16 protein-coding genes are annotated in these 19,913 nt (G+C 69.4%); 2 read left to right on the top strand and 14 right to left on the bottom strand.

Features of this window, described 5'->3' with window-relative positions:
- Nucleotides 1-18: 18 nt before the first annotated feature.
- The gene (locus ACVCMG_RS13650) at nucleotides 19-1,326 is read left to right on the top strand and encodes a sensor histidine kinase (protein WP_447114364.1); all 1,308 of its coding nucleotides are present in this window, start codon (nucleotides 19-21) and stop codon (nucleotides 1,324-1,326) included.
- Between the two features lie 114 nt (nucleotides 1,327-1,440).
- Here the strand turns inward: ACVCMG_RS13650 and ACVCMG_RS13655 are convergent, their stop codons facing one another.
- From ACVCMG_RS13655 to ACVCMG_RS13680, 6 genes are all read right to left on the bottom strand, one after another.
- On the bottom strand, nucleotides 1,441-1,716 hold the full coding sequence (locus ACVCMG_RS13655; protein WP_447099732.1) for a GIY-YIG nuclease family protein: 276 nt from the start codon (nucleotides 1,714-1,716) through the stop codon (nucleotides 1,441-1,443).
- Between the two features lie 4 nt (nucleotides 1,717-1,720).
- Nucleotides 1,721-2,350 (bottom strand): glutathione S-transferase family protein, encoded by a 630-nt coding sequence (locus tag ACVCMG_RS13660; protein ID WP_447098137.1) that lies wholly within the window; start codon nucleotides 2,348-2,350, stop codon nucleotides 1,721-1,723.
- Nucleotides 2,351-2,482: 132 nt separating this feature from the next.
- Complete coding sequence (locus ACVCMG_RS13665; RefSeq protein ID WP_447114365.1) at nucleotides 2,483-4,348, bottom strand: ATP-binding cassette domain-containing protein; 1,866 nt, start codon at nucleotides 4,346-4,348, stop codon at nucleotides 2,483-2,485.
- Nucleotides 4,349-4,403: 55 nt separating this feature from the next.
- The gene (locus ACVCMG_RS13670; protein ID WP_447098138.1) at nucleotides 4,404-4,988 is read right to left on the bottom strand and encodes a hypothetical protein; all 585 of its coding nucleotides are present in this window, start codon (nucleotides 4,986-4,988) and stop codon (nucleotides 4,404-4,406) included.
- Nucleotides 4,989-5,232: 244 nt separating this feature from the next.
- On the bottom strand, nucleotides 5,233-6,429 hold the full coding sequence (metK, locus tag ACVCMG_RS13675; protein ID WP_447114366.1) for a methionine adenosyltransferase: 1,197 nt from the start codon (nucleotides 6,427-6,429) through the stop codon (nucleotides 5,233-5,235).
- A gap of 163 nt (nucleotides 6,430-6,592) precedes the next feature.
- Nucleotides 6,593-7,747, bottom strand: coding sequence for a transporter substrate-binding domain-containing protein (locus ACVCMG_RS13680; RefSeq protein WP_447114367.1), 1,155 nt, complete (start codon nucleotides 7,745-7,747; stop codon nucleotides 6,593-6,595).
- 178 nt (nucleotides 7,748-7,925) lie between these two features.
- On the opposite strand from ACVCMG_RS13680, the gene ACVCMG_RS13685 reads away from it, so the two are divergent.
- Nucleotides 7,926-9,623, top strand: a complete 1,698-nt coding sequence (locus ACVCMG_RS13685; RefSeq protein WP_447114368.1) for a lysophospholipid acyltransferase family protein — start codon at nucleotides 7,926-7,928, stop codon at nucleotides 9,621-9,623.
- A gap of 49 nt (nucleotides 9,624-9,672) precedes the next feature.
- Here ACVCMG_RS13685 and dusB read toward each other — a convergent pair whose 3' ends face one another.
- From dusB to ACVCMG_RS13725, 8 genes are all read right to left on the bottom strand, one after another.
- Nucleotides 9,673-10,659, bottom strand: coding sequence for a tRNA dihydrouridine synthase DusB (gene dusB / locus ACVCMG_RS13690; protein WP_447098142.1), 987 nt, complete (start codon nucleotides 10,657-10,659; stop codon nucleotides 9,673-9,675).
- Between the two features lie 69 nt (nucleotides 10,660-10,728).
- On the bottom strand, nucleotides 10,729-11,841 hold the full coding sequence (locus tag ACVCMG_RS13695) for a PepSY-associated TM helix domain-containing protein (protein WP_447114369.1): 1,113 nt from the start codon (nucleotides 11,839-11,841) through the stop codon (nucleotides 10,729-10,731).
- Between the two features lies 1 nt (nucleotide 11,842).
- Nucleotides 11,843-13,966 (bottom strand): TonB-dependent receptor, encoded by a 2,124-nt coding sequence (locus ACVCMG_RS13700; protein WP_447114370.1) that lies wholly within the window; start codon nucleotides 13,964-13,966, stop codon nucleotides 11,843-11,845.
- A gap of 76 nt (nucleotides 13,967-14,042) precedes the next feature.
- Nucleotides 14,043-15,323, bottom strand: a complete 1,281-nt coding sequence (locus tag ACVCMG_RS13705; RefSeq protein WP_447114371.1) for a nucleoside permease — start codon at nucleotides 15,321-15,323, stop codon at nucleotides 14,043-14,045.
- Nucleotides 15,324-15,545: 222 nt separating this feature from the next.
- Nucleotides 15,546-16,187: a uracil-DNA glycosylase family protein gene (locus ACVCMG_RS13710; protein ID WP_447098146.1), complete on the bottom strand. Its 642-nt coding sequence runs from the start codon at nucleotides 16,185-16,187 to the stop codon at nucleotides 15,546-15,548.
- Between the two features lie 30 nt (nucleotides 16,188-16,217).
- Nucleotides 16,218-17,588 carry an FAD-binding oxidoreductase gene (locus ACVCMG_RS13715; protein ID WP_447114372.1) on the bottom strand — a complete coding sequence of 457 codons (1,371 nt, stop codon included), beginning with the start codon at nucleotides 17,586-17,588 and terminating at the stop codon, nucleotides 16,218-16,220.
- Nucleotides 17,589-17,614: 26 nt separating this feature from the next.
- A complete protein-coding gene (locus ACVCMG_RS13720) occupies nucleotides 17,615-17,971 on the bottom strand; it encodes a YraN family protein (protein WP_447114373.1) in 357 nt (118 codons plus the stop codon).
- Nucleotides 17,971-19,878 carry a penicillin-binding protein activator gene (locus ACVCMG_RS13725; RefSeq protein WP_447099737.1) on the bottom strand — a complete coding sequence of 636 codons (1,908 nt, stop codon included), beginning with the start codon at nucleotides 19,876-19,878 and terminating at the stop codon, nucleotides 17,971-17,973. Before ACVCMG_RS13725 ends, ACVCMG_RS13720 begins: the two co-directional genes overlap by 1 nt.
- Nucleotides 19,879-19,913: the final 35 nt, after the last annotated feature.

A 19,913-nucleotide genomic window follows, 5' to 3' on the forward strand; every position in this document is an offset into this window, starting at 1 on the left:
GCCCGCCGCGCCGGCCGCATGCCCGCGTTCGAGCGGCGCGTGCTGCTGGGCAACTGGCTGGTGGCGCTGCCCGCCTTGTTTGGCGTGGCGGTGCTGCTGCTGGCGGGCGTGCCGGAACCGTCGCTGTGCTGGCTGCTGGCCGGTGCGGTGATTGTCGCCACCGCGCTGCTCGCGCGTTGGCAGCACCGGCGCGTGGTGTATCCGCTGTACACGCTGGCCGGCCTGCTGGAGGCGCTGCGCGAGGGCGACTACAGCATGCGCGGCGTGCGGGGAGGCGTGCTCGGCGACGCGATCTACGACATCAACGCGCTGGCCGAGCGGCTGCAGAAGGAACGCCTGCGGTTCGAGGATGCCTCGCGCCTGCTCGGCAAGACGCTGGCCGCGCTGGACAGCGCGGTCTTCGTGTTCGACCACGACGCCCGCCTGCGCCTGCTCAACCCGGCCGCGCAGCAGCTGCTGCGCGGCGACCGCTCCGGCCTGCTCGGAAGGCGTGCCGACGAGGTCGGGCTCGATGCGCTGCTGGCCGGCCCGTCCTCGCAGGTGCTCAGGCACGCGTTTCCCGGCCGCCGTGGCCGCTTCGAGATCCGCCACTCGCCATTGCGCAACGAAGGCCGCAGCGGCCAGTTGCTGGTGGTCAACGATGTCAGCCGCGTGTTGCGCGAAGAAGAACGCCAGGCCTGGCAACGCCTGCTGCGCGTGCTCGGCCACGAGGTCAACAACTCGCTGGCCTCGATCGGCTCGCTGGCCGGCACGCTGGCCACCCTGCTCGCGCGCGAACCGCTGCCCGACGACTGGCGCGAGGATGCCCGCGGCGGCCTGCAGGTGATCGGCAACCGCGCCGAATCGCTGGCGCGTTTCCTGGCCGGCTACAGTCGTCTCGCCGCGCTGCCGCCGCCGCAGCAGCGCGAGCTCGATCTGGCCGCCCTGGTGCCGGCGGTGGCTCGGCTGGAACAGCGCATGGCGGTGCAGGTGGAACCCGGCGAGCCGTTGCGCGTGCAGGCCGACCCCGACCAGCTGGAACAGGCGCTGATCAACCTGCTGCGCAATGCCGTCGAGGCGAGCCTGCCCACCGCCGGCGCCGTGCTGATGCGCTGGCGCAGCGAGGGTGAGCGCGCCCTGGTGGAGATCCTCGATGAAGGCCCCGGCCTGCCCGGCAGCGACAACCTGTTCGTGCCGTTCTTCACCACCAAGCCCGGCGGCTCCGGCATCGGCCTGGCCCTGGTGCGGCAGATCGCCGAGGCGCACGAAGGCGGCGTCAGCCTCGGCGCCCGTGAGGGCAGGGGCGCGATCGCGCAACTTTGGCTGCCCAACCGCACGGCGTCGTAGGAGCAGCGCGGCCGGCGATTTCCCAAGCGGGATGTAGGGCACTGCCCGCCGGCTCTCGGCGAAGTCCAGCCCGTTGTCCGGGCTCATCACGGCGAGTGGCGGGCCGTGCCCGCCCTACGGCTCAAGGCTTGCCTGGAGGGCGGCGAGGCGCTGGGCGCGGGGGAGCTTTTTCCACGCCATCTCCAGGCGTAGCGCGTCGCCGTGGCTTTCAACCCAGACCCAGCCGAGCAGTTGCTTCGGCGGGTTGGAGCGGGTGAAGCGCGCGCCCTTGCCGGCGAGATGTTTCGCGTAGCGTTGTTCGGGGTCGCGGGCGATGCCGGTGTAGACGCGGCCGTCGGCGCATTCGAGCAGGTAGACGGCCCAGGCGTCCGTGCCGGGGGTGTCGCTCATGGACTCAGGCCCACTCGATCAGGCCCTCGGCATCGCAGACCTGTTTCCACGACGGCCGTGCCTTCAGGCGCGTGGCCAGTGCGGCCAGTTGCGGCCATTCGGTGGCGGGCTTGGGCATGTTGCGCGACCAGCGCATCAGCATCAGGGCGTAGAGGTCGACCATGCTGAAGCGGTCGCCGAGCATGTACGGGCCATGCGCGGCGAGATGGGCGTCGATCTTCGTCCAGCATTTTTCGATGCCGGCGCGGGCGGCCTGCTTGATCGTGTCGGCACCGTCGGCCAGGTGTTCGCCGGGGTAGAACCACTGGCGGAACAGTGGCTGCAGGTTGTTGGCGAAGTACAGCATCCATTGCAGGTAGTCGGCGCGCTGCGCGCTGCCGGGGACGGGCGCCAGTGCCGCCTCGGGATGCCTCTCGGCCAGCAGCAAGGCAAGCGCTGCCGCCTCGCCGTGCGGTTGGCCGTCGACCAGCAGGGTGGGCACCACGCCATTCGGGTTGATCGCCAGGTACGCGGCGCTGCGCTGTTCGCCCTTGTCGAGATCGATGCGCTTGAGCTCGTGCGGGGCACCGATTTCGAGCAGGGCGAGGTGCACCAGCAGGTTGGCCGAACCCGGGGCGTAGTAGAGCGTGTACATGCGTGGCAGTCCGTGGAAAAGATCCCCGAATGATACGCCGGGAGGAAGGGCGAGAAGTGAGTGGAGAGGCGTGAGAAACGAGAGAAAGCACATGAGCGGGAGGTCTCTGCTCTGCGCTCACTCCTGCTTCGCTCAGCCATCCAATTCCGACCAGCGCGCGTAGACTGCATCCAGTTCGGCCTGCAACTTCACCAGCGCCTCGTTCGCCTTGACGATGTCCGCGCTGCCCTGCTGGAAGAAGGTCGGGTCGGCCATTGCGGCGGTGCGCGCGGCGATGTCGGTTTCCAGTTGCTCGATGCGGCCGGGCAGCTGCTCCAGTTCGTGCTGCTCCTTGAAGCTGCGCTTGCGCTTCGCTGCGGCGGGTGCGGCCGGAGCGGCGGCGGGGGCGGCGGCCGGCTTGTTGCCGGCGGTTGTGCCGCGCGGCGCCGGCCGCTGGCGCAGCCAGTCGCTGTAGCCGCCCACGTATTCGCCGATGCGGCCTTCCCCTTCCAGCACCAGGGTGCTGGAGACCACGTTGTCGAGGAAGGCGCGGTCGTGCGAGACCAGCAGCAGGGTGCCCTGGTAGTCGGTCAGCAGTTCTTCCAGCAGCTCCAGTGTCTCGACGTCGAGGTCGTTGGTCGGTTCGTCCATCACCAGCAGGTTGGACGGCTGCGCGAACAGCTTGGCCAGCAGCAGGCGGTTGCGCTCGCCGCCGGACAGGCGGGTGATCGGCGCGCGGGCGCGCTCGGGCGAGAACAGGAAGTCCTGCAGGTAGCCGATGATGTGCTTGCGCTGGCCGTTGAGCTCGATGAACTCGCGGCCCTCGGCCACGTTGTCGAGCGCATTGAGCTTGTCGTTGAGCTGCAGCCGGTGCTGGTCGAAGTAGGCGATTTCGATATTGGTGCCCAGCTCGGCGGTACCGCGCAGCGGGGTGAGTTCGCCCAGCATGATCTTCAGCAGGGTGCTCTTGCCGGCGCCGTTGGGGCCGATGATGCCGATGCGGTCGCCGCGCATCACGGTGGTCGTGAGGTCGTCGATCAGCACGCGACCGTCGTAGGCCTGGTGCACGTGCCTGAGCTCGATCACCTTCTTGCCCGAAGCCTGCGCGCTGGCCGCCGTCATCTTCACGTTGCCACCCAGCTCGCGGCGTTGCGCACGTTCCGCACGCAGCGCCTTCAGCGCGCGCACGCGGCCTTCGTTGCGGGTGCGCCGGGCCTTGATGCCCTGGCGGATCCACACTTCCTCCTGCGCCAGCTTCTTGTCGAACAGCGCGTTCGCCTGCGCTTCGGCATGCAGGCGCTCCTCGCGCCGGCGCAGGTAGTTGTCGTAGTCGCCGGGCCAGTCGGTGAGCGCGCCGCGGTCGATCTCGACGATGCGGGTGGCCAGCGCGCGCAGGAAGCTGCGATCGTGGGTGACGAAGACGATGCTGCCGGCGAAGGATTTCAGGAAACCTTCCAGCCAGCCGATCGCCTCGATGTCGAGGTGGTTGGTCGGCTCGTCCAGCAGCAGCACGTCGGGCTTGCGCACCAGCGCCTGCGCCAGCAGCACGCGGCGCTTCATGCCGCCGGACAGCGCGGCGAAATCGGTCTCGCAGGGCAGCTCCAGCTGGGTGATCACGTCGCCGACGCGGCGGTCCAGGTCCCAGCCGTGCTGCGCCTCGATCTGGTGCTGCACCTCGCCCAGCGCGTCGAAGTCGCCCTGCTCGAGCAGGTGGTGGTAGCGCGCCAGCAGACGGCCGAGGTCGCCCAGCCCCTCGGCGACCACGTCGAACACGCTGCCGGCGGTGCCCTGCGGCACCTCCTGCGCCATCCGCGCCACCACGATGCCGTTCTGCACGCGCACCTCGCCGTCGTCGGCGTGCAGCTCGCCGGCGATCAGCTTCATCAGGGTGGACTTGCCTTCGCCGTTGCGGCCGACGATGCACACGCGCTCGTTCGCCCCGATCGACAGATCGACATGTTCGAGCAGGAGCGGGCCGCCGATACTGAAGTCGACGCGTTGCAATTGGATAAGGGACATCTGCCCATTGTACTTGGCAGCGACGTTGCGGCGTGACCGGCGGCGCCCGAGCCGGCTATTGGACGTGCGGGCAAGCCCGGTCGGGAATGCGCGAGTCGCAAACCTTGACCGTGGCGAAGTACCGGGCCCAGCGCACGGTCTGCTCCGTGGTCGGCTCGGCATGCACCGCGTGCTGCACGACATAACTGCTGTCGTTGCCGTTGATCATCTTGAACCAGGTGGTTTCCGGCGGCTTCTTCCGGTCGAAGTACGAGCAGGTCTGCAGCCAGAACGCGAACTTGTAGCCGTTCTCGGTGCCACTGGCGATCGGAACCGTGTCGGCCATGTCGCAATCCTTGCGGAAGCTTTGCCCCACGCGCTCGACATAGGCATCGATCGGCAGGTTACCGCCGCCGTAGAGGACGAGCATCGTATGGATCTCGCTCCAGTGATCGAGCGTCTCGCCGCTGGGGATCATCTCGGAGATCGCCACGGAACCCTTTTGATTGTGGTAGGCGGGAACGAAGCCGTCGGGGAGCGACATCAGCAGGTTCTCGCCTTCCATTTGCCCGGTCTGCGCCGCAACGAGCGGGGGTGCCAGCGCCAGCAGAAGCACGGCAGTCAGGGCAAAGGGATGGTGGCGGCGCGGGACTGAAGGCATGCGGCTTCCTTGCGATCTGCATTGGTGGAAAGTTCAGCATGAGTCCGGCGGAACGGGCGTGGAATCGGTGCGGCGCGCGGATGGGCGTAGGGCAATGCTGCCCGCGGCGGCAAAGAAATCAGCGATGATTGCGCTGGCGCGCGTCGTGTCCCGGGACGGTGAGGCGTACGACGGCAAAACGAAACGGGCCGCGCGAGGCGGCCCGTTTTTTTCGGTGCGCGGTGTTCGCGCACAAGATGCGCTCCTACAGCTTCGCGTCCTTGCGCAGCGCCTCGGCGCGGTCGGTCTTTTCCCACGAGAAGGTGGTGTAGGACTTGCCGTTGGCGTCCTTGACCACCTGCGGGGTGCGGCCGAAGTGGCCGTAGCTGGCGGTCTGCTGGTACATCGGGTGGATCAGGTCGAGCATCTGCAGGATGCCGTACGGACGCAGGTCGAAGTGCTTGCGGATCAGCTTCTCGATCTTCTCGTCGCTGATCTTGCCGGTGCCGAAGGTGGTGACCGAGATCGAGGTGGGGTGCGCCACGCCGATCGCGTAGCTCACCTGCACCTCGCAGCGGTCGGCGATGCCGGCGGCCACGATGTTCTTGGCCACGTAGCGCGCGGCGTAGGCGGCCGAGCGGTCGACCTTGGACGGGTCCTTGCCGGAGAACGCGCCGCCGCCGTGGCGGGCCCAGCCGCCGTAGGTGTCCACGATGATCTTGCGGCCGGTCAGGCCGCAGTCGCCCACCGGGCCGCCGATGACGAACTTGCCGGTCGGGTTGATGTGGATCTTGGTGGCCTTGTGCATCAGCTTGGCCGGCAGCACGGGCTTGAGGATGTGCTCGCGCACCGCTTCGATCAGGTCCTTCTGCTTCACCGACGGGTCATGCTGGGTCGACAGCACCACGGCATCGATCGCGGTGGCCACGCCGTTCTCGTAGCGCAGGGTGACCTGGCTCTTGGCGTCCGGGCGCAACCACGGCAGCGGCGAGTTCTTCCGCTTGCGGATCTTCGCCTGCTGCTCGACCAGGCGGTGCGAGTAGTAGATCGCCGCCGGCATGAAATCCTTCGTTTCGTTGGTGGCGTAACCGAACATCAGGCCCTGGTCGCCGGCGCCCTGGTCTTCCGGGTTCTTGCGGTCCACGCCCTGGTTGATGTCCGGCGACTGCTTGCCGATCAGGTTGATCACGCCGCAGGTGGCGCCGTCGAAGCCGACGTGGCTGGAGTCGTAGCCGATGTCGAGGATCACCTTGCGGGTGATCGCCTCGAGGTCGATCCAGGCGCCAGTGGTGATTTCGCCGGCGACGATCGCCACGCCGGTCTTGACCATGGTTTCGCAGGCCACGCGGGCGCGCGGGTCCTGCGCGATGATCGCGTCCAGCACGGCGTCGGAGATCTGGTCGGCGACCTTGTCCGGATGGCCTTCGGAGACCGATTCGGAGGTGAACAGGTAGTTGGACATCGCGGTTTATATCCCTTTGTACGGATAGAAAGATAAAAGAGGTCGGGCATGATACATCGACCACTTCGACTTTGCAGCCTCCCCGTCCGCGGGGCGCGGTGGGGGTGGGTTTCCGTTCAGCCGTATGGACGGCCGAACGGGTTGGCGCCGCGCGTTGGCCCGTTCACTGGCCGGTCGCGCCGAAGGCCTTGTCCAGCCGCTGCGGCCAGTCCGGCGCGTTGATCCGCTGCAGCAGCGAGGTGTCGATCGGTTCGCGCAGGCGGCTGCCGGTGGGCAGGGCGAAAGCATAGTCCTGCCGCTCCAGCAGCAGTGGCAGCACCTTCAGCTGACTGCGGAAGTGCCGGCGGATGTTCCAGCGCAACAGGGGTTCGTCGTAGACCACGGCGTCGACGCGGCCGGCGGCCAGCTCCGCCAGCGCGGCATCGACGTCGCGGGCCTTGGCGTAGTCGAATTGCTCGCGGTCGAGCCAGCTGGCGCTGGTGCTGTCCGGCACGCTGGCGATGCGCATGCCGCCCAGGTCGGCGGCGCTGCGAATGCGCTCGCTGAGCTGGCCGACGGTCAGCGCGCTGGTGATCGCCGCGGTGAAGAACGACACGATGAGCAGCGCGGTCAGCATCCACACCAGGCCGATGATGCGTCCGCCGACCGTGCGCGGCGCGGTGTCGCCGTAGCCGACCGTGGTCATCGTCACCATCGCCCACCAGAAGCCGGAGAAGATGCCTTGGCGGCGGCTGCCGCCGAACTGCTCCGGGTTGCGCTTGTGTTCGAGCAGCCAGACCAGGAAGCCGACCACCAGCAACAGCAGCGTCAGCGAGCCGATCACCTTGAGGAAGGCCGGCGACACCAGTGCCCGCGCCACCGCCAGCCAGCCGGCGGTCTGCCCGCCGCGCACCGCCACGGCCAGGCCCGAGCTGGTGATCGGGTGGGCGAAATCCATCCGCTGTTCGCGCGCGGCGGTGGCGGTGATCGCGCCCAGCGCCACGTCCACCTTGCTGTCGCTGACCGCCTGCAGCAGGCCGTCCAGGTCGTAGGGCCGGTAGACGTATTTCCAGCCGTGGTCGGCGGCGATCTCCTGCCACAGATCGATCGCCAGGCCGCTGTAGTGGCCGTGGTCCTCGATCACGAACGGCGGCGCCACCTTCACCCCGACCAGCAGTGGCTGGTTCGCCCGCTTGAGCTCGGTGGCCGGCGTCACCGTCGCGGCGGTACCGGCGGCGATCGGGTAGACCTTGATGGTCTGGCCGGCAGCGTGGACTCCGCTGACGGACATCAGCGCCAGCAGGGAAAGCAGGCACAGCGGCCACAGGCGTTTTCTCATCGGTACTCCTCGGACGTCCGGATGCGGGCACGGCAATCCCGAGCCTAACGCAGGCATGGCCTGCGTGTCGTGGCGGAGCGGTTCGACGCCACGGCTGTCACGCCGCTGTCGCAGCGGGGCAATCGTGGTGTCGCCGAAGCTCCGCAAGCTGGCGTCAGGCCAACGCGAGGGGCGTGACATGCAAGCCATCGAGCAGCGTTTGCGGCAGCGTTATCCACGCTGGTTTCGCGGTCGGCGCGGGCGCCTCGCGGCGACCTTGCTGCAGCGGTGGGCGCGCTGGTCGGGTCTCGACCGGATCGAGGCGTTCCATGCCGAACATGCGCAGCTGCGCGGACTGGCCTTCGTCGCGGCTGCCTTGCGCGAACTGGAACCGCGCCATGAGGTCGACACCGCCGCGTTGGCGCGCATACCCGCGCACGGGGCGCTGCTGGTGGTCGCCAACCATCCCTGCGGCGCGCTCGATGCGCTGGCCCTGCTGGACATGGTGGGACGCGTGCGGCGCGACGTGCGGGTGCTTGCCAACGAGGTGCTGGCGCTGGTGGAACCGCTGGCGGAACTGCTGCTGCCGGTGCGCGTGTTCGGCGGCACCGCCGGCGTGGTCGAGTTGCGCCGGGTCGAACGTGCCTTGCGCCGGGGCGAATGCGTGATCGTGTTTCCCGCCGGCGAGGTGTCGCGGCTGGGTTTGCGCGGCGTGCGCGACGGCCGCTGGCGCGCCGGCTTCCTGCGTTTTGCGCGGCGTGCGTCGGCGCCGGTATTGCCGGTGCGTGTCGAGGCGCGCAATTCCGCGCTGTTCTACGGCATGTCGGCGCTGTGCCGGCCGGCATCGGCGGCGCTGCTGGCGCGCGAGATGTTAACCCGCCACCGCCGTCCGCTGCACCTGCACGTGGGCGACTTGCTGACGATCGGCGAGAGCGAAGGCGAGCACGCGGCCGTGCGGCGCGTCCGCCACGCGCTGGATGCCGCCGGCCGCGCGGAAACGCCCGCACCCGTGGGCCCGTTGCCGCTGGCGCCGGCCATCGGCGCGCGCGAACTGGTGCGCGCCGTGGACGCGACCGAGCTGCTCGGCGCCACCAGCGACGGCAAGCAGATCCGCCTGGCGCGCGATGCCGGCGGTTCGCCGTTGCTGCAGGAGATCGGACGCCTGCGCGAGCTGACCTTCCGCCAGGTCGGCGAGGGCACCGGCTGCAGCCGCGACCTCGACCGCTACGACGCCAGTTACGACCACATCCTGGTGTGGGACGCGCAGGCCGGCCGCATCGCCGGCGCCTACCGCGTGATGCGCGGCGCCGAGGCGCTGGCCCGCGCCGGACTGGCCGGCCTGTACACCGCCTCGCTGTTTCGCTACGCCGACGCGGCCGTGCCGCGGCTGGCCGCCGGGCTGGAGCTGGGTCGCAGCTTCGTGGTGCCGGATTACTGGGGCAGCCGCAGCCTCGATTACCTGTGGCAAGGCATCGGTGCCTACCTGCGGCGCCACCCGGGCGTGCGCTACCTCTACGGTGCGGTGTCGATCAGCGCGGCGTTGCCACGGCATGCCAGCGAACAGGTGGTCGGCTACTACCAGCGTTTCTACGGCAGCGAACGGACGCTGGCCAGCGCGCGCCGGCCGTTCGCCTTCGCGGCGCCGGCACCGACCTTCGACGGACTCGACATCACCGCCGCGTTCGAGGCGATGAAAACCGCGCTGGCCCGGCTCGGCACCTCGGTGCCGACGCTGTACAAGCAGTACACCGAACTGTGCGAACCCGGCGGCGCGCGCTTCCTCGCTTTCGGCGTGGACCCGGAGTTCAGCGGCTCCATCGATGGCCTGATCGAAGTGGATCTGGAATGCCTGCGACCGCGCAAGCGCCAGCGTTATCTGGAACGTGCGATGGCCTGAGATGGACAGCGGTTTGCGCGGACAGCTGCCGCGGTGACTGCCTGCGCGCTCAGGCCGCCATGGCCAGACCGCTCGCCAGCGCGGTGAAGTAGTCGCGGGTGAGCCGCAACTGTTCGCTGGCCGTCTCGGCGCGGTTGACCACCTGCCGGAACGCGGCGTTCTCGGGACGGTCCTTCGCGTACCAGCCCAGGTGCTTGCGCGCGATGCGCACGCCGGCCGGTTCGCCGTAGAAGGCATGCAGGTGTTCGAGGTGGCCGAGCAGGATCGCGGCGACTTCGGCCGGTTCGGGCTCGGGCAGCAGTTCGCCGGTGGCGAGGTAGTGGGCGATCTCGCGGAAGATCCACGGCCGGCCCTGCGCGCCGCGGCCGATCATCACGGCATCGGCGCCGGTGACGGCGAGCACGTGCTTCGCCTGCTGCGGCGTGCAGACGTCGCCGTTGGCCAGCACCGGGATGCGCACGCTGGCCTTCACCGCGGCGATGGTGGCGTACTCGGCCTCGCCCTCGTACTTGTCGGCGCGGGTCCGGCCGTGCACGGCCAGCGCGGCAATGCCGGCGTCCTCGGCGATGTGCGCAATGTTCAGCGCATTCTTGTTCTCGCGGTTCCAGCCGGTGCGGATCTTGAGTGTCACCGGCACGTCCACCGCCTCCACCACCGCCTTCACGATGCGCGCCACCAGAGGCTCGTCCTGCAGCAGCGCGGAACCGGACCACACGTTGCACACCTTCTTCGCCGGGCAACCCATGTTGATGTCGATGAGCTGCGCGCCATTGGCGACGTTGAAGCGTGCCGCCTCGGCCAGCATCGCGGGATCGTAGCCGGCGATCTGCACGCTGACCGGCTCGGGTTCGCCGGCGTGGTCCATCCGGCGCAGCGATTTGCGCGTCTGCCACAGGGACGGGTCGGCGCTGGTCATCTCGGACACGGCCAGGCCCGCGCCCAGCTGCTTGCACAGCAGGCGGAACGGCTTGTCGGTGACGCCCGCCATCGGGGCGAGCACCAGCGGCGGGTCGATCAGGTAAGGGCCGATTTGCATCCGCCCATTGTAGGTGAATCGCGGAAACGGCCGCGCCGACGGCCTCCGGGATCGCTTATCGGCGCTGGCTTATCGGCGCTGGCGCCGCTGGCGCGTGCGCCAGAACAGGAACCCGGTCACCAGGAAGAATGGCGGCAGCAGGCCGCACAGCAGCACCAGCAGCGTCCCGGCCAGGCCGCCCACGCTGCCGGCGTGCAGCGGATAGACCGCGTTGCTGATGCGCGCGCCGGTGCCCTCGGCGGTGGCGTCGACGGCGCCCAGCACCTGGGCCCGGTAGGGATCGAGCCACACCTGGCTGCGCCCGACCGGATGCCATTCGCCCGGCGCCCGCGCGCGGATCGTCACGCGGCCGTCGTCGGCCGAGGGCAGCGCGATGCGGCGCAATTCGGCGCCCGGCAGCGCGTGCTGCGCGGCGTCGAGCACCGCCGCCCAGTCGATCGCCTGTGGGCGCGGCGCGATGCGGGCCGGCGTCGGCGTGGCCGGCGCATCCGCGAACAGTGTCTGCAGGACGTGCCGGGTGCCTTTGCCGTAGACCATCAAGGTGCCGGTCAGGGTCACCAGCAGCAGCAACGGCAGGCTGAGCGCGCCGATGCTGCGATGCCAGCTGACCCAGCGCCGTGCCGGTGGCTGGGTATGGAGGCGCAGGCTGCCGCGCAGGTTCCGCCGGCCCGGCCACCACAGCCACACGCCGGAAAGCAGCAGCCCCAGCATGAGCCAGCCAAGCACGCCCAGCACGGCCTCGCCGGTTTTCCCGGCGAGCAGGTGGGTGTGCCAGTCGCGCAAGGTCAGCAGCAGGTCGCTGCCGGGTGCACGCGTCAGCAGCAGGTCGCCGTTGGAAGGATCGAGGTAGCGCCGTGAGCCGTCGGAAAAATACAGTTGCCATACCGGCAGCCCGGCGGTCGGCAGATCGGCGCCGCGCAGTCCCCTGGACGGCCATTCGTGCGTGATGCGCGACAGCACGGCCGCGCGCGCCGCCGCGTCGGGCAACGCATGTGCGGCCAGCGGCGGATGCAGCAGCCGCAGCAGCGGACCCTGCAGCACCAGCACGCTGCCGCTGAGCGCGATCAGCGCGTAGACCAGCCCGACGCTGAGGCCGACCCACCGGTGCAGGCGCTTGAGCCAGTACCGCACCGCGTCGGCGCGGCGCGCGGATGCCTCGATCGCGGTCGCGGCGACGGACACTTCAGAAGGCCTGCTGCCAGGTCAGCGAGACCACGCGGCCGCGGCCGGCGAAGTACGAGTCGTCGTCGCCGACGGTCTGCGAGACATAGTTGATGTATTGCTTGTTGGCGAGGTTCTGCACGCCCAGCGTCCAGTCGCCGGCGCTCCTGGTTTGCCATTTCACGTAGGCGTCGGCGGTGCCGTAGCCGTCGAAGTGCGCCGTGCGCTGGCCCAGCGTGCTGAAGTCGCGGCTGTACAGGTGGCTCAGTTGCAGGTAGCTCGACCAGGCGTCGTTCCAGCGTTGCGTCCACGACAGGTTGAGCCGGTTGGGCGCGATGTTGGCACCGTCCAGGTCCGAGTCGATCCTGCCGTCGCCGTTGCGGTCGGAGCGGCCGCGGTTGATCGCGAAGGAGGCATCCAGCCGGGTGCCTTCCAGCGGCTGCCAGTTCGCGCGCGCCTCCCAGCCGCTGATGGACACGCGCTGGCGCATCACGTTGTAGACCTGGTTGGGCGCGTCGAACACCAGCACCGAACCCAGCCGCGAGCGCGAGACGTAGTAGCTCAGGCGCGCCCCCGCGCGTTCGCCGAGATACTCGACGCCCGCCTCGCGGTTGTCCGACACCACCGGTTTCAGGTCGAGGAAGTCGGCCACGCTCTGGCCGGGCTGTTTGATCGCGCGCAACACGCGCCCCACGTCGGGCAGGGTGTAGCCCTCGGCGTAGCTGGCGAACAGGTTGAGTTGGCCGGTGAGGTACCAGACCGCACCGAAGTTCGGCAGCGTCTTGCTGAAGCTGGGCTTGCCGCCCTGCACGGTGACGGCGTTGTAGAAGGCGAGCGTCTGGAACGTGGGCACATCCAGCGTGCCGTGCTCGCGGCGCAGGCCGCCGGACAGCGACAGCGTGTGCAGCGGCCAGTATTCGGCCTGCAGGAACGGCGCCCAGCCGGTGTAGGTGCTGTCCGGCACCCAGTGGCGGCCGGTGTGGGTCAGTTCCTGGAAGGTGGTGTCGCGGTAGCCGTCGGCGCCGGCCAGCACGGTGAGCGTGTCGTCGAGCAGGCCGCGCCGTGCCCATGACAGCCGCGCGCCGTCCTTGGTCGAGACATTCTGCGACTGGTCGAACAGCAGGCCGGGGCCATAGGCCGGGTCCTGGAAGGTGCCGAACGTGCCGCCGCCGAACAGCTCGCGGTTCTTCTGGTGGTAGAGCTGGGCGCGCAGCTCGCCGCCGGCCAGCGCGGTGTCGCGGTAGTCCAGGCTGCTGGTCAGCACGCGGTTGCGCGGGGCGTCGCCGGGTTGCTTGCCGCGCACCGACGTGGTCGGCAGGTCGTTGGCCATGTCGCCGGACACGGCGGTGTAGTCGCCGTGGCCCTTGAGGTCGAAGCGGTTGACGGTGAGCTGCAGGTGGCGCGTGTCGGTGAAGTCGTAGCCGAGCTTGAGGAAGCCGTCGGTGCTCGCCGAATCCATCAGGTCGCCCTGGGTGCCGTCGACGCCGATCAGCCGCCCCTTGGCGTCCGAATACATGCCGCGCTCGCGCCACGCCGCGCCGGCGACCAGCTCGAACGCGCCGCTGCGCGCGGCGAGCAGGTACGAGGCGCCGTAGCCCAGGCCGTTGCCGCCGCGGGTCGGTGCGCTGGTGTTGACGGTGACTTCCTGGCGCACGCCATCCTGCTTCGGTGCACGCCTGGTGATGATGTTGATGATGCCGCCGGCGGCGCCCAGCCCCTGCATCGCGTTGGAACCCTCGACGATCTCGATCCGCTCGATCATCGCCGGGTCGATCGTGTAGGCATCGCGCGAACCGTTGCGCAGCGGGCTCGATTGCGGCACGCCGTCGATCATGTACAGCGGGTTGCGTCCGCGCAGGGTCTGCCCGCGCGAGCTGAGCTTCTGCGTCGAGGGGGCGAACGAGGGCAGCAGGTTGCCGATGGCGTCGGAGAGGTCCGGGTTGATCGCCAACTGCTGGCGCAGATCCTCGGCGGTGATCACCGTGATCGTGGTCGGCAGCGCGCCCTGGCTCTGCGGCATGCGCAGGGTGCTTTCGGAAACCTCGACCCGTTCGAGCGTGATGGCGGAGATCTGGTCGGCCGCCTGGGCGGTGCCGGCGAGGGCAAGGGCGAGCAAGGGGATGAGCGGGCGAACGGAAAGGGACATGTGGCCTCCGGCATGAGGAGGCGCATGGTAAATGAAAATGATTCGCAATAACAATCCGTGACCGGCCGCCGCCGGATCAGTGCGTGGGCACCACCCGTTGCGCGGCGGCGCGGTCGTGCCGGTGCTTGAACAGCGGCACGAACAGCAGCGCCATCACCAGCGAGTAGCCGGCGAAGGCCAGCCAGATGCCGTGCCAGTCCTTGCAGATCAGCACCGTGTCATTGCAGCTGTGGTCGGTGAAGAAATGGTCGATCACGAAGCCGGCGATCAGGCTGCCCAGCACCGCCCCCACGCCGTTGGTCATCAGCATGAACAGGCCCTGCGCGCTGGCGCGGATCTTCGGGTCGGCCTGGCTTTCCACGAACAGCGAGCCGGAGATGTTGAAGAAGTCGAACGCCATGCCGTAGACGATGCACGAGAGCACGATCATCCACAGCCCGCCGGCCGGGTCGCCGAACGCGAACAGGCCGAAGCGCAGCACCCATGCCAGCATGCTCATCGTCATCACCGCCTTGATGCCGAAGCGCTTGAGGAAGAACGGGATGGTCAGGATGAACGCGGTTTCGGAGAACTGCGAGATGGAGATGATGATGGTCGAGTACTTCACCGCCAGCAGGTTGGCGTACTCGGGCACCTTGACGAAGTCGCTGAGGAAGGCGTCGCCGTAGGCGTTGGTCAGCTGCAGCGCCGCGCCCAGCAGCATCGCGAAGATGAAGAACACCGCCATGTTGCGGTTCTTGAACAGCACGAACGAGGTGAGGCCGAGCCTGTCGACCAGGCTGCGGCCCTCGGCGGTGCCCAGCTTGGGCGGGCACTTGGGCAGGGTGAAGGCGTAGAGGCCCAGCAGCAGCGAAGCAGCCGCTGCCACGTGGAACTGCGCGGGCGAGGCCTTGAAGCCGAGCAGGCTGGTGGTCCAGGTCGCGGCGATGAAACCGATCGTGCCCCACACGCGGATCGGCGGATAGGTGACGACCACGTCGAGCCCATCCTGCTTGAGCGCGTTGTAGGCCACCGTGATCGCCAGCGAGATGGTGGGCATGTAGAAGCACATGTTCAGCAGCATCACCCAGAACATCTGTTCCGGATCGGTGACGTGCGGGATCGAGAACAGCACCACCGCGCCGCAGATCTGCAGCATGCCGTACAGGCGTTCGGCATTGATCCACTTGTCCGCCACGATGCCGACCAGCGAGGGCATGAACAGCGAGGCGATGCCCATGGTCGAGAAGATCGCGCCGAAGCTGGTACCCGACCAGTGCTGGTTCTGGAACCACCAGGTGCCGATGGTCAGCAGCCACGCGCCCCAGATGTAGTACTGGAAGAAATTGAGTACGGTGAGGCGGAGCTTGAGGCTCATGGACGAGGGTTCCCCTGCAAGGCCGGGGTCGGCCCCGTGGCCACGATGTTGTAGCGGGGCAGGTTAGAGAATCCCCCGGAAACCGGCAAGGCACGTTGCAACGGAAGCCGTCGCGCCGCCCGCAGGAGCCCGCTCGCGGGCGATACCCTTGCTCTCGCCTTTGCGAATTGCGAATCCCTGATCCGGCCCCAAAAGCATCGCCCGCGAGCGGGCTCCTGCGGGCTATCCTGGTTCGGGGACGGTGTTCAGCGCGCCCGCGACGCGCTCGCGCAGCACCGGCAGCAACTCGGCTTCGAACCACAGGTTGTGCATCACCCACGGCCGGTTGCGCGGGCTCGGATGCGGCAGCGGCAGCACGCCGCGGGCCAGGTGCGTGCGCCAGTTGCGCACGGTGTCGGTGAGCGTGGCATCGCGTGCGTCGCCGAGCATGCCGACTTGCGCGTACTGCCCGATGGCGAGCGTCAGTTGCACGCCGGTGAGCAACGAAAACAGGCGCGGATGCCAGATCGCGGCGCATGCCGGCCGCGGCGGCAGGTCGCCACTCCTGCCCTTGCCGGGATAGCAGAAATCCATCGGCACGATCGCCACGCGCTCGGCGTCATAGAACGTGTCGCGGTCGATCTGCAGCCAGTCGCGCAGGCGTTCGCCGCTGACGTCATCGAAGGGGATGCCGCTCTCCTCCACCTTGCGCCCCGGCGCCTGGCTGACAATCAGCAGGCGCGACCGCACGGAAGCCTGCAGCACCGGCCGCCGCCCCGGCGGCTGTTGCATCGCGCAGGTGTGGCCGCAGCGGATCTCCGCCAGCAGGGTATCCATGGCGTGCTGCTGCTGCATCAAGCCTGGCTTTTTCTTCGTCTTCTCCATTCCCTGTTTCCTGTTCCCCATTACCGGCCCTCAAACCACCTTGCCGGGGTTGAGGATGCCATCCGGATCGAACGCGGCCTTGAGCGAGCGCATCAACGCGATGGTCGACTCGCCCAGCGCCAGCGGCAGGTAGTCGCGCTTCACCACGCCGATGCCGTGCTCGCCCGACAGCGTGCCGCCCAGCGCGATCACCAGCGCGAACAGTTCGGGCAGTGCGGCGTAGCCACGTTCGATCTCGTCCACGTCGCGCGGCAGCAGGTTCACGTGCAGGTTGCCGTTGCCGGCGTGGCCGAAACACACCAGCGGGACCGCATGCTTGGCGGCCAGCGCCTGCGCGCCGGCGACGAGTTCGGGCAGACGGCTCACCGGCACCGCCACGTCTTCGTTGATCTTGTGCTGGGTCGCCGCGCGCTGGGCGAACGAGAGCGCCTTGCGCGCGGCCCACAGCGCGGCGTTTTCGCTGGCGTCCGCCGCGATGTCCAGCGCGATCAGGCCTTCGCCGCGCGCGGCGCGCGCCACGGCGTCCTGCGCGAAGCTGACGGTTTCCGGCGTGCCGTCGACCTCGATCAGCAGCAGCGCGCCCGCCTGCGGCACGTCCGCGTCCGGCGCGTGGTCGCGCGCCAGCTTGAGCGCCAGCGCATCCATGAATTCCAGCGCCGCGGGCGTCACCGGCTGCGCCATGATGCGCGCGACCGCCTGCGCCGCGCTGGCCGTGTCGCGATAGGTGGCGCGTAGCGAGCGCACCGCGGAGGGCCGGGGCGTGAGCTTGAGCGTGGCCTCGGTGACGAGCGCCAGCGTGCCTTCCGAGCCGATGATCAGGCGCGTGAGGTTGTAGCCGGTGGAATCCTTGGTGGTGTGCGTGCCGGCCGCGAAACCTGCGCCGGTGCCGGCCACGGCGCGCAAGCCCAGCACGTTGTCGCGGGTGGCGCCGTATTTCAGCGCGCGCGGTCCGCCTGCGTTGCAGGCGAGATTGCCGCCTATCGTGCACCACGGTGCCGAGCCCGGATCGGGCGCCCAGAAGAACCCGTGCGGGGCCAGCGCCTGCTGCAAGGCCTCGTTGGTGACGCCCGGTTCGACCACCGCGAGGCGATCGCCTGGCGCAATGCGCACGATACGATCCATGCGCTGGAAATTCGCCACCACGCCGCCGGCCAGCGGCACCGAAGCGCCGGTGGAACTGGTGCCGCCGCCGCGCGCGGTGAGCGGCACGCGATGCTCGCGACAGGCGCGAACCAGTGACTCCACCTGCGCGTGCGTGGCGGGATAGACCACGACGTCCGGCCGGTGCGCATGGCGCGAGTAGTCGCCCGCCGCGGTGCGCAGGGCGTCGTCGCCGCTGTCCAGCGCGTCGCCGGGAAAGATCGCGCGCAGGGTGTCGAACAGGGGGACGGGCAGGGCCATGCCGCGATTATCGCACCGCGCCGGACTCAACCCGCCTCGAAGGCACCACGCAACCATTGCCTTTGCAGTGCGCCGACCGGGCCGTCGTAGCTGACCACATCGAAGCGGCACGGGCGTCGCGCATGCTGCGGGTGGGCGGCCAGCCAGTGCTGCGCGGCGTGGATCAGCTTGGCCTGCTTGCTTGCGGTGACCGAGGTGGCGGCGTCGCCGTGGCTGGCGCTCTTGCGGTAGCGCACCTCGACGAAGACCACGGTGTCGCCATCGCGCATCACCAGGTCCAGTTCGCCGTGGCGGGTGGTGTAGTTGCGCGCCAGCAGCTTCAGGCCGGCGCGTTCGAGCGCGACGCAGGCGCGCTGTTCGAAGTCGTCGCCGGCCGCGCGCATCAGCCGGCGGGGTTGGCGTCGGCGCTGGAACTGGCCGGCGCCGGCGCCGCCGGCGGCGGCGAAGGTACCGAGTCGATCTGCAGGTTGCCGCTGAGCGGGCGCGCCACGCCATTCTCGAACTTCGCCCAGGTCAGCACGCGGCGGATGCGGCCGAACGGATCGGCGGCCAGCTGCCCGGTGGCGCCCGGCATGTAGCTGCCCGGATGCGCCTTCAGCCAGTCGAGGTAGGGCACCAGGCTCCACGCGTCCATGCCGAACGCGAACAGGCGCGCGGCGCCATCGCGGGCGGCGGGCAGCTTCGCCGCGATCGCCGCACGGTCGGGCAGGCCGGGCTGCGCGTCGAACAGCCAGGGCGCGTCGCAGAACTCGACGCCGTCCAGGTCGCGATTGGCTGGCGCGTCGTCGCTGCCGGCGTACACGTGCGAGGTGGCGAACACCGGCAGCTGGACCTGGGCGATGCGCAGTTGCGGCATCAGCAGCCGCGCCTGGTTGGGGCGCATGCTGATGAAGATGCCGGTATCGGCGGGGGCGGCGGGCGTCGCCGTCGCGGCGTCGGCGGTGCTTGTCGCGGCGGCCGGCGCCGGTGCCGCGCTGGCCGTGGGCAACTGCAGGTTCTTGATCGCGTCGGCGAAACTGGTGGCGCCGCTCGGCAGCACCGTCATGGCCACCACGTCGCCGCCGCGGGAGATCAGCTCGGCCTTGAATGCGCTCGCCGCGCGTTGCGCGAAGTCGTCGCCGGAGATCATCACGTAGGCGTGCAGCAGGCCGCGCTCGGCCATGTGGTCGGCGGCCTGCGCGCCCTCGGTTTCCGGCAGCAGGCCGAACTCGCTGGCGTTGCCGGCGGGCAGCTGGCGGTCGTCCGGGTGGTTCAGCGCCAGCACCGGCACCGGCAGTTGCGGCAGCGCGAACACCGCCGCGACTTCACCGCGGGTCAACGGGCCGACCACCAGCCGGGCGCCGTCGCGCACCGCCTGCTGGTAGGCCTGCACCGCGCCGTCGGCCGTGCCGTGGCTGTTGTAGCTGCGTACCGTCGGCCGCGGCGCGTGGTTGCGGCCCGCATCGAAATAGGCGGCGAAGAAACCCTGGCGGATCGGTGTGCTGGCGGCGGCGTAGTCGCCATCGGCCGGCAACAGCAGGGCGACCTGGGCCGGCACCTTGTAGCCTTCGCGCACGTTGGCGCCGGCTTCGGGCAGCAGCATGCCCACCGCTTGCTGCAATTCCGGCTGCGGCTGCGCCACGCTGACACCGAGCTGGCGCAGGGCCTCGTTGATCCACGGCAGCATGCGGTCGCCGGGCTTCATCGCGGCGGCGCGGTGTTGCAGCGGCGCGATGCCGAGCCTGGCGAGCAGATCCAGCGCCTGGCGCCGGTTCTGCGCCTGGTCGAAGCCTTGCAGTTCGGCATCCATCTGCACGCGGGTGCGCGCGGCGCCCCACAGGTCGCCGGAATCCTTCATGGCGCGGGCGCGCAGTTCCAGCAGGCGCAGCTGCAGCGAAGGCGGCACGGACACGTTCGGCTGGCTGGTCAGGCGCAGGGCGGTGCGCGCGTCGTGCTGGTCCAGCGCCAACTCCGCCCGCAGCAGGTCCAGGCGCAGCGGTTCGTCGCCGCTCAGCCGCTCGCGCCGGATCTTGTCCAGCACCGGCGCGGCCTGTTCGATGCGGCCTTCCTGGCGCCATGCCTCGGCGGCCTGCAGGCGATAACTGTCTGCGTGCGCGGACGATTGCGCGGCAAGCTGCAGCCAGGCCTGGGCGGCCTGGTCGAACTGGCCCTGCTGCGCCAGCGCGCTGGCGTGCTGCGCGGCGGCGATTTCGGCCGGCGAACGCACTGCGCCGGTCGGCACGCACGCATTCAGTGCGAGCGCGAACAGCAGGGTCGTGAGGATGACTCGCGCGAGGCGCATGAAGCGCATGGGAAATCCCTTGGTCGTCATGGTCGTCAATGCGC

It is taken from the genome of Rhodanobacter sp. UC4451_H18 (assembly GCF_052978225.1).